The organism is Nostoc sp. UCD121 (genome assembly GCF_014222285.1).
GTDB lineage: Bacteria > Cyanobacteriota > Cyanobacteriia > Cyanobacteriales > Nostocaceae > Nostoc.
Genome location: NZ_JACKZS010000078.1, coordinates 22,732 through 32,555 on the forward strand (window position 1 = coordinate 22,732; position 9,824 = coordinate 32,555).

A 9,824-nucleotide genomic window follows, 5' to 3' on the forward strand; every position below is an offset into this window, starting at 1 on the left:
TGTCTTTCTCTGGGATTTTTAAACTGAAATTGTTACTTTACCAGGATTTACGGGAATTATACATTTTATAGATCCTAAGATTTGTCACTCAACTAGGATGCTTAGATGTGTGGTTATGTTCTGACTCCAGCTATTTTAATTGTTTCGCATAAACTTTCGACAAATCCCTAAGAGGTATTTATGGCTAACCTAGAAATACTTGTTAGCGAATTGCCAACACTAATTCAGAATCTAAAACTGACTATTGGCGATTCTAATAAAATCATGGAACAAATTATCTCGATCAATAATGCTCAAGAAAAACTACGAAATATTAAAAAATTAATTGCTCAGGAATTGAGATTGGAGAACTTCAAAAATTCTGCGATCGCTACACTTCCTCGAATAGGTACTGTAGCTAGTTTGTTTCTACCTAGTGTTCGATTAGTAGATCCAGCGATCGCAGACAAATTTGGACATTCAAAAACTAAAATTTCATTAACTGATTTACAATCCAAAATCGATGACTGGATAGAATGGGGTTATTTTTTACAAGCAATAGCTGCTGATATTCTCAGTGATGATAGTTTAGTCAATCAACTAAATTCTGATATTAATCATCTCAGCTTAGTTGCACAGTTTCAGAGAATTTTAGAAAATTTAAAAATTAACTTGGTCTTTGAAAAGCCTCATATATTAGAGGAACAAATTCAAAAAATAAATAATTCCCAAAATGAATTATTACAATTAAGACAGAAGTTGAATTATGTTTTCGATACTATTAAAAATAGTCGTAGCTTATTAAATATTTTATTAGGAGTGTCTGCTTTTTGTGGAAAATCTGGCTTTGCTTTAGAGTGGTTAGATGATGACCATGAATTAATTATATCGAGTGACAGTAGATTTCAAGAATTGACCGATATTCTTAATGATTGCGATCATCTTCAAGAACAAATTGCTGTTTTAATTATTCAGGGTGATACTTTAAGGGAACAGGCAGAACAAGCCCTAAAAAACATAGAAGAAGAAAATCATAATAAAGCAACTATTAGCCAGCATATACAAATATTACCAAAGTTTTCGGCACCCAAGATAGTACGTTCGGTTTTGATCGTAGTCTCAAGTTTATTAGTCTTGGGTTTTGGTAGCTGGAAAATTAAAGAACAAAGTCTCCAATGGCAGCAGATGAATCTAAGTTTAACTCAAGAAGAAAGTGCAAATGCTAAGTTTAAATCTGCTCAAAAATTCGGTATGGAGGCTGCTTCTCTAGTCCAAAAACCACCGCATCCTCTAAAAGTATGGCAACAAGCAGAAACTAAATGGCATCAGGCAATAATCTTATTAGATAGTATTCCTCATCAAACATCTGTTTCTGATAAGGCAAATAAGAAATTAGCTTACTATCAGATTAACTATAAATCTATCAGTCAAAGAATCTTAGTAGAAAAGCAAGCCTTAGCAAACTTAGAATCAGCCCAAAAACTAGCAATAGAAGCTAATATTTTTGTAAACAGTTCACCTCATTCACTACTATTTCGGCAACAAGCGCAACATAAATGGGTGCAAGCAATCAATTTATTACAAGCTATTCCAGAGAGTACATCTGTCTCTGGAATAGCTAAAGAAATGCTTACTATTTATAAGAATAAATATGCCGCTATCAGTCAAATATAGCCGTCCTAGATTATTGGTAAAAAATTAGATACCCAACTTCTTGAAGAAGTCGGGTATCTGGAAAACGCAAATTTTCATATCTCGATATAATGAGGTATATCCTCAAATATTTTACGGATAATTTATTGCATCATTGCTTTCTTTGCTATAGCAATCTATATACTGAGAATTAATCCACCCTTCCCTACCTAAGATTCTATTGTTTGGGCTATTACTAACACGCACGTTAACCCAAGGTGTCGGGCGACCTTGAAGTGATACAATATCTGGCTTGAGTAATGTAATATTGTTGCCATTATCTAAAGCTGCTGTTGACTTTCCGCCAGGTGTGGTACGTAAAGCTAATTGCCCCGATTGCAACCCAGTTATTTCGCAGAGTGCAGGCTTAACTTGAGCTACATTGCCAGTACATTTTAGACTGCTACTACGTATCCAACCTTCTAAGCCTTTTTCTTTAGGACTATTTGCATCGATAACGCTAATGTAAATCCAGTTTTCAACACCTTTAGCTAGTACTTTTAACTTTGCGTCTTCATATAAATTAATTGCACCTCCATCTTCAAATTCTCCTTGCGGTTTTCTTAGGTATAACAAAAGTGCTTCCTCATATCCTAGTTTCTTGGCTTGACAAGTCACTTGTCTGTTAGCATTTTTGGGAGTTGCAGCATTTGCTATTGGTAAAAAATTAAGAGTAGAAACCCACAGGTAAAATGCAGCAAAATAAATTTGAGGTATAGGTTCAAAAAAACTTGCCATTGTTGAGTAAATACGAGTGTTTTTTCCTACCTTATCTGTGATAAACCTCATCGTCCAGCATAATTTTACCTAGATATATAAGGCGGATAAGATAGAATTTGGAATCTACCCTGGGGGAAGACGAAGCGCAGAGGGGTTAAAAAAATTAAAGAGGTAAATCGCCCTTTTTGAACGCTCTACCTCTCTTAACAACAGATAATTACAACTAACAATTACACCTTAGAACGGTCAGTCAAAATCTCATAACCCGTGTCTGTAACTAACACTGTATGCTCAAACTGAGCCGACAAAGAATTATCCACGGTGACTGCTGTCCAACGGTCAGATAATGTCCGGGTGTGTCTAGAACCCGCATTTAAAATTGGTTCAATTGCCAGCGTCATCCCCGCACGGAGTTTAACATTTGGCATCTCGCGGGTACGGTAGTTGAATACTGAAGGTTCTTCGTGCAAGTTACGACCAACGCCGTGTCCAGTGAATTCTTCGACTATACTAAAGCCGTTCGCTTTCACATGGTCTTCAATTGCTCCAGCTAAGTCAAGTAAATATACACCAGCCTTTACTTGTTCAATGCCCTTAAATAAAGCTTCTTCTGCTACGCGAATTAATTTAGCAGCTTCTTCTGTCACTTCACCGACAGCAATTGAAATGCAAGAATCACCATGAAAGCCTTGGTAATAAGCGCCAGTATCTACTTTTAATACATCCCCCACACGAATCACTTTTTTAGGGCTAGGAATACCATGTACTGCTTCATTATTAATGCTGGAGCAGATAGAACCAGGAAAGCCGTGATATCCTTTAAAACTAGGTGTTGCACCCATTTCGCGGATGCGTTTTTCTGCGTGAGCATCTAAATCAGCCGTTGTCATTCCTGGCTTTACTAGCTCAGAAATTTCTTTTAAGACAGTTGCCACAATTGCCGATGATTGCCGCATGATTTCAATTTCACGCGGCGATTTAATTTCAATTCCTCGGCGTTGTTTTTTCGCAGGTGTAGGCTGAGTCGCTTGAGAAAGTAAGTTACTGAAAATGTTCATGGGAAATTAATAATTACTGGTGGCTTTGCCGATGAAGTATGAATGCTTTCTCTAGATTACTTGAGAAATAATATCTATAATTTAAGTTATTTCAATCCCTGATAAGGATTATTGCAGTTTAGTCACTAATGTATACAGAATAACATATTCACTTACTACTGAAATTTTAGACTTCAAACAAAATCGCCCTAACTTATTTTTGCTCCCCACTATACGATTTAGCTCAATTATCTTTAATTGAAACACTAGAGGGCTATTAAATACTGAGTCGAATAATTTTTAATTACTAATGGCAATTTCTCCAGTCATACCTGCTTCCGTATGCCCTGGTATTGAACAACGTAAGCCATAAGTTCCAGATTTTAAGGGCACAAATACCCATTCGGCTTCAGCACCCGGCTTGAGTTCCAGTTCGTGAATAGCTCCTTTAATTTCTACTTTGCCTGCTTGGAATTTTTGTGTCCAGATGCCATCGGCAAAGTCTTTAGCAGTAAAATAGTGCTTCAGTTGGCTGGGATTGGTAAGCCGAAGTTGATAGCGTTTGCCAGCCTCGAATTCCAGATGATTTGGCTCAAATTTGAGTTCGTTAGCCGAATTACCCAAGCTAATTGTAATTTCTGTAGCTGGTTGCTTAAGCAAATCACCAGACAAATTTGCCGCCATTGCTGGAGTCGCAGTGATAAAATTTAAGCTCAGGAGCAACATTAATATTACGTAGCTCTGCCGTAATATTTGCAGCCAAGCAATATTTGGAAAAGTAAGAAATGTAATTACAATTTGGTATAAATGGTTGTAAATTTTCATTGGTAGTTCTCAAAAGGCAATGCTGATGAGCAGGAACAATTCATAGGTAGCGGGAAAACCGCTTTACCTATTCTTTATTATCCATGCCCAGCGGCCATCTCTACCTAATGCTTTTCTCTGCTAACACAGATGGCCCAGCAGTAACGACTACGATTTGATCTGGGTGGAGTAATTCACGAGCCGCTTGATTAACTTGCTCAAAGGTGACTTTCTGAAGTTTGTCAGTAAAGGTGTGCAATTCTACTTTATCTAGTCCATACACCTCATTCATCAGAATTCTATCTGTTAATTCTTCTGGGTTGGCCAGAGAAACGTTGTAGTTGCTGATGAGGGTGCGTTTAGCTGTTTCTACTTCTAGCGCGGTGACACCTTGTTGATGGATTTGCTGTAGTATTTGGCGAGTACTAGCGATCGCTTGACTAGCATCTTCTGGACTAGTTTGCATTTCTATCAAAAATGTGCCTGCATTCTTCCCGGCTTGGAAGTAGCTATAAATTCCATAGCTCAAACCTTGGCGATCGCGTACTTCTGCACCAAGTCTACTAGATAAAGTATCGCCTCCCAAAATCTGGTTCAATACTAAGGCTGCGTGAAACCGAGGATCGTAACGCTTAATACCTGTGTAACCCATATATGTCACAGCTTGGGCTTTACCTGGTAAAACTGGGTTGACACTCACTATTTTCTCCGGCATTGATACCGGAGGATATTTTAATGTGGGTGCTTGGCCGCTAACTTCCCAGTTACCAAACTCATTTTTAATGAGCGATCGCACTTTGTCTAGATCGAAATCTCCCACCAGCGCCAAGACTGTCGTGTCTGGACGATAATGTTTAGCTTTGAAATCGATCACATCCCGCCGTTTAATCTGCTGTAAACTCTCCTCCGTGGGAAAAGTATGTAAAGGATGTTTTTTCGGGTAAATTGACTGCACAAATATTCTTCTGGCCACTTCTGCTGGCTCATCTAATTCCAGTTGCAGATCGGTTAAAGTTTGTTGGCGATGTAATTCCAATTCTTGTGGGGGAAAGGTACTATTTTTAACAACATCTGCCAATATCTCCAAAATTATTGGCAAATCCCCTGCTAAACTATCACCCTCGATATGTACACCTTCACGATGTACTTCAAAGTTGAGACTCGCCCCTCGTTCTGCCAATATTTTGGCAATAGTTAAGACATCTTTGCTCTTAGTACCATTTAGCAAATTATCTGCCACAAAAGCAGCCAATCCCGCTCGATCATCTGGATCAAATTCTGTCCCGGCTTGAATATAGCCGCTTAGAGTAACAGTGGGAGTACTATTATCAGGTAACAGTAATATCCGTAGTCCGTTGGTAAGTTTAAATTCCTGTGGTAAAACTTGAGCAATCGCATCTGTAGCCAAATCCACAGGCGGTAAGTATTTCACCACCTCAGAAGGAAGCACAGGAACCCCAGGAGAGAAATTTTCTGTAGTTTGGGCTGAGTCTGGTTTGTCGCCAACCCCTGTTATCTGCTTTTGAGTTGGTTCAAAAAAGCCTACTGTCCTGGCTTCTTTTGTGAGGTATTTGTTAACAACAGCTACAATATCCGTCGGCTTCACCAGACGAACGGCAGCCAAATAGCGGTCAGTGTAGCGATAATCACCAACAGTCGTCTCATCATTGCCCAATCGCATTGCTTGAGAGGTGATATCACGGTTACTCAAAATCACATCTGCTGTTAATTGGGTTTTGGCTCGTTCTACTTCCTCAGTTGTCACACCTTTTTCTGCTACGTTTGCGATCGCGCTACTCAACACTGAGTCAATTTTTTTCAAATCTTTTTTAGATCCAGCCGTCACCAAAACCTCATACCAGCCAGATTCTCGCAAACTGGTAACGGATGCTGTAACTTCACTAGCTAAACCTGATTCCACCAATGCCTGATAAAGTCTAGAATTGCGTCCTTCTGTAAAGATGTAATCCATCACATCCAGCGCTGGCACATCTGGTTGATTCGCATCCGGTAGCGGATACACAACTTGTAACAGTCGTCCTGCTCCCGGTTCTCGCAACACTATAGGAGATGAGGAAGATGAGGGGGATGATGGATAATAAGTACTAATTCCTGCCCCCTGCCCTCTGCCCCCTGCCCCCTGCCTCTTCGGTAGTTTGCCAAATACTTCTTTAATTGTTTCGAGGGTATTCGCGGTTTGAAAATCTCCAACAATCACTAAGACAGCATTATCGGGGCTGTAAAAATTACGGTAATATTTCTGTACTTGCTCAACTTCAAATTTCTCGACATCAGCTTTAGTACCACCTACAGGCAACCCATAAGCATGATTAGGAAATACTGCCTGCATGACGGCGCGGTTGAGGCGATATTCTGGACTATTTTCGTAACCTTGCAATTCAGAAATTACTACTCGCTTTTCACTCGCTAGTTGTTCTGGCTCAATCTGGGAATTTTGCATTCTGTCTGCTTCCAGCACTAAAAGCGCTTTTAGCTTGTTACGCTCCACAGTACCGTAATACGCAGTTTGGTCATAGCTTGTGAAAGCATTGGAATCACTACCTAAAGCACTAAACAAACGGCCAAATTGAATCGGACGATTTTTCGTGCCTTTAAACATTAGGTGTTCCAATTGGTGGGCAATGCCATTCACCCCTGGTTCTTCGTTGCGTGAGCCAACCTTGTACCACACCTGCACCGTCACCACTGGTGCAGTATGCACTTCCTTTGTTAGGACAGTTAGACCATTCTCCAGCACTGTCTTATGGACGTTTTCTGTCAGTGTTGAGGGCATTATTCTTTTTGCTAGCAAGGTTGACTGGGATTTTTCTTTGTTAGATATGGCTGTATGTTGACTATTAGCAGGTCGATCGCTCAACAAAAAAACCGCTACTAGCCATAAGCTTAAAATTAATAACGGCAAGGAGTATTTATAAAATCTAGACAATCCATACATGTACTTAGGAAATATATCTGTAAATTAATTTACATAATTATTTTGGTGAGTGACCACAGTTTAATCTGGCCAAAAAATCTGTTACCTCGGCAACAATACAGAAAAACAATATATTAGCAATAAAGGTAATAAAAAAGCTAAATTATGGCAGTTTTGCTAAAACCCGAATGAATTCCAGGGGTAAGCCATCAGTATCGGCGATGAAAGCTACTTCGTAAATGCGATCGCCTATTTGCTGTTGTGTCGGTTCTAAAAGTACCTTCAATGGTTGTAATTCTTCGGTTTGACTCTCAGCCGCCGCGATTAACACACGTTCTTGTAAATTTGTCAACCAACTAGGTAAATCTGGTGTAATCTCAGTTAAATCGAACGAGAGATGATAATACCCCACATAATGCTCGTCAGCAAAGGCATCTGGGGCTGGCTTTGGTTCGGGAATTTGGATCAGTTCAATTCTGCCGCCCAATCCTTCCATCCAGCAAGCTAGCGTGTAGCCTGTAGTAAAGCGTTCCGAAATTGTAAATCCTAAATGTTCGTAGAAAGCGATCGCTCGATGAATATTCGCAGTCCGAATAGAAGCGTGGTGCATATTAATCCTTAGTCCTTAGTCCTTAGTCATTTGTCTTTTGTTATTCACTAATGACAAATGACCAATGACTAATGACCATTACTCAAACAACCTGAAATAAGGATAGCGTACAGGGACACCAGGCTCTTTTTCCAAGTCAAAATTAATCACTTCCCAACAGGGATCTTCTGAGGTATCGGGGCTAAACTCTACGGGTAAGCCGTATAGTCGAGCAGCCGTAACTTCTGGTTGTCCAGAACGCCAAGGTGTACTGCGTTCTAAATAGCCACTCATCAATTCCTGATAGCGGCGAGCAATAATCACTTTTGTGGCTCGATAACCTTGGGTATAGAGCTTATCTAATGCTTCGTGAATTTCAAACCGAATACCATCGGGATGAGTATGCTGCCTATACCAGTCATTATTCCACCTCCGCCAATGACGGCCTGATTGCAAATGGATTAACTCTCCATTTTGAGGATTAGCTTCAAAAGCGCCATGACGCGGACACAAATAGGTATCTGTTAATGTCAGCGCCGGAATAGTCTGGCGACAATGGGGACACTGTATTTCCGGCCCAAACATCGGGTACTGAAAGCCTGGATTCATCATGAAGTGCGTACAAACATAATTTTGTCTTCACCAGCACTAGTGTATTGGATTATACACTTCTGCTCTACCACTTTGGGTTACTTGTTGACTGCTGCACAGACACAGAGTTGCGGCAATAACATTGTTCACTAGTGTTTTCCTCAGCGTAGAGGCTTGACGCTGTGATATCCTGGTCGTGCAACCAGCCTCAAAGGTTGGAGTTCCTCCAGTGTTCCTTGGTACCATTATTCATATTCTATCGTGTCTACCGCTTCTTACTGGACATCTCCTGATTTTTCTCAAGCTGCCTTCATCGCAGCCAATGCCGTTGTTATGGGTTCAGTAAATATAGCAGCAGGGGTGAGCATTTGGTATGGAGCAGTAGTTAGAGCAGATGTAGAACGGATTGAAATTGGCGAATGCACAAATATTCAAGATGGTGCAATTCTACATGGCGATCCTGGTTTTCCGACAATTTTAGAAGATCATGTTACCGTAGGGCATCGCGCTGTGGTACATTCCGCTTACATTGAGCGTGGAAGTTTGATTGGCATTGGTGCGGTTATTTTAGACGGGGTACGAGTGGGTGCTGGTAGCATTATTGGTGCTGGCGCAGTCGTAACTAAAAATATACCGCCTTTGTCACTAGTTGTAGGTGTTCCAGGCAAAGTGTTACGACAATTAACAGAGGCTGAAGCCGCAGAACTAATTGAACACGCTAAACGTTACCAAAAGTTAGCTTTAGTTCATGCTGGTAAAGGTACAGACATTGGCTTTAGCAAGCCTTAGAGAGAAGAGGGCAGTGGGCAAGGGGGAGAAAAAAATTACCTCTTTGCCTCTGCTCCCTGCTCTCTTCCCCTCTGCCTCTTGTGCCCAACGCCCCATGTCCAATTTTCAATAATTTAAACATTCTTTACATATATGTTGGGAAAAGTTACCCACTTCAGCTAAAAATAAAAATGAGAGCAGTTGACAAAACTTTAATTTCTACTTAAGAGAGGGGTTCTAGATATGGATATCGATTACCGTATAGCGATCGTTTTAGCACCAGTTGTCATTGCTGCTAGTTGGGCAGTGTTTAATATTGGCGCTGCGGCTTTAAGACAAATTCAAGGCTTTTTGGATCGGGAAGCCTAAATTCGGCTTAATATCATCACTTTTCAACCGTCTGTTTCTACTTACAGAGACAGTCGGTTTTATCACTATTAATGGTGCATTGGTACAAGAGACAGAGGGGAAGAGAGCAGGGAGCAGAGGCGAAAGTTACCCTTGCCCCTTGCCTGACAGGTGTAGGTTTTTTATTTGTACATGAGTGGGGACTCTCAAACAGAGTTCTAAACGTGGTTCAAATAACAAAATTTCGTTCTTGGGTGGGAAATCAAAAATTAAAATTTGAGTTCTCAACCAACGGAAAAACCCTATTTCAGCCACATTTGTTAAATACCTACACCTGTGAGTTGCCCCTTGCCCCTTGCCC

9 protein-coding genes are annotated in these 9,824 nt (G+C 40.4%); 3 read left to right on the forward strand and 6 right to left on the reverse strand.

Going from position 1 to position 9,824, the window contains the following annotated elements:
- Positions 1–264 precede the first annotated feature (264 nt).
- Entirely contained in the window at positions 265–1,653 is a 1,389-nt protein-coding gene (locus GNF10_RS17780) for a hypothetical protein (RefSeq protein ID WP_260446308.1), read from the forward strand.
- Between the two features lie 111 nt (positions 1,654–1,764).
- On the opposite strand, the gene GNF10_RS17785 is transcribed toward GNF10_RS17780, so the two are convergent.
- The 6 genes from GNF10_RS17785 to GNF10_RS17810 all read right to left on the reverse strand — a co-directional run bounded on the left by GNF10_RS17785 (position 1,765) and on the right by GNF10_RS17810 (position 8,368).
- Positions 1,765–2,409, reverse strand: coding sequence for a hypothetical protein (locus tag GNF10_RS17785; RefSeq protein WP_185587743.1), 645 nt, complete (start codon positions 2,407–2,409; stop codon positions 1,765–1,767).
- Between the two features lie 212 nt (positions 2,410–2,621).
- The gene (map, locus tag GNF10_RS17790) at positions 2,622–3,449 is read right to left on the reverse strand and encodes a type I methionyl aminopeptidase (protein ID WP_185587745.1); all 828 of its coding nucleotides are present in this window, start codon (positions 3,447–3,449) and stop codon (positions 2,622–2,624) included.
- 279 nt (positions 3,450–3,728) lie between these two features.
- Positions 3,729–4,154: a cupredoxin domain-containing protein gene (locus GNF10_RS17795; RefSeq protein ID WP_185581265.1), complete on the reverse strand. Its 426-nt coding sequence runs from the start codon at positions 4,152–4,154 to the stop codon at positions 3,729–3,731.
- A gap of 199 nt (positions 4,155–4,353) precedes the next feature.
- The gene (locus tag GNF10_RS17800; RefSeq protein ID WP_185592667.1) at positions 4,354–7,188 is read right to left on the reverse strand and encodes a pitrilysin family protein; all 2,835 of its coding nucleotides are present in this window, start codon (positions 7,186–7,188) and stop codon (positions 4,354–4,356) included.
- Between the two features lie 142 nt (positions 7,189–7,330).
- The gene (locus tag GNF10_RS17805; protein ID WP_185580973.1) at positions 7,331–7,777 is read right to left on the reverse strand and encodes a VOC family protein; all 447 of its coding nucleotides are present in this window, start codon (positions 7,775–7,777) and stop codon (positions 7,331–7,333) included.
- A gap of 78 nt (positions 7,778–7,855) precedes the next feature.
- Positions 7,856–8,368, reverse strand: a complete 513-nt coding sequence (locus GNF10_RS17810) for a TIGR02652 family protein (protein WP_185580972.1) — start codon at positions 8,366–8,368, stop codon at positions 7,856–7,858.
- Positions 8,369–8,608: 240 nt separating this feature from the next.
- Between GNF10_RS17810 and GNF10_RS17815 the strand changes: the two genes are divergently transcribed.
- Both GNF10_RS17815 and GNF10_RS17820 read left to right on the forward strand, forming a co-directional pair.
- Complete coding sequence (locus tag GNF10_RS17815) at positions 8,609–9,136, forward strand: gamma carbonic anhydrase family protein (RefSeq protein ID WP_163939444.1); 528 nt, start codon at positions 8,609–8,611, stop codon at positions 9,134–9,136.
- 222 nt (positions 9,137–9,358) lie between these two features.
- Positions 9,359–9,484, forward strand: a complete 126-nt coding sequence (locus GNF10_RS17820; RefSeq protein WP_012411301.1) for a photosystem II protein Y — start codon at positions 9,359–9,361, stop codon at positions 9,482–9,484.
- The last annotated feature ends 340 nt before the right edge of the window (positions 9,485–9,824 follow it).

What these genes read in the sequence shown, in the direction of transcription:
- GNF10_RS17780 (WP_260446308.1), top strand. Translation starts at nt 265, where the DNA reads ATGGAACAAATTATCTCGATCAATAATGCTCAAGAAAAACTACGAAAT.
- map (WP_185587745.1), bottom strand. Translation starts at nt 3,449, where the DNA reads ATGAACATTTTCAGTAACTTACTTTCTCAAGCGACTCAGCCTACACCT.
- GNF10_RS17820 (WP_012411301.1), top strand. Translation starts at nt 9,359, where the DNA reads ATGGATATCGATTACCGTATAGCGATCGTTTTAGCACCAGTTGTCATT.
- GNF10_RS17800 (WP_185592667.1), bottom strand. Translation starts at nt 7,188, where the DNA reads ATGTATGGATTGTCTAGATTTTATAAATACTCCTTGCCGTTATTAATT.
- GNF10_RS17810 (WP_185580972.1), bottom strand. Translation starts at nt 8,368, where the DNA reads ATGATGAATCCAGGCTTTCAGTACCCGATGTTTGGGCCGGAAATACAG.
- GNF10_RS17795 (WP_185581265.1), bottom strand. Translation starts at nt 4,154, where the DNA reads ATGTTGCTCCTGAGCTTAAATTTTATCACTGCGACTCCAGCAATGGCG.
- GNF10_RS17785 (WP_185587743.1), bottom strand. Translation starts at nt 2,409, where the DNA reads ATGGCAAGTTTTTTTGAACCTATACCTCAAATTTATTTTGCTGCATTT.
- GNF10_RS17805 (WP_185580973.1), bottom strand. Translation starts at nt 7,777, where the DNA reads ATGCACCACGCTTCTATTCGGACTGCGAATATTCATCGAGCGATCGCT.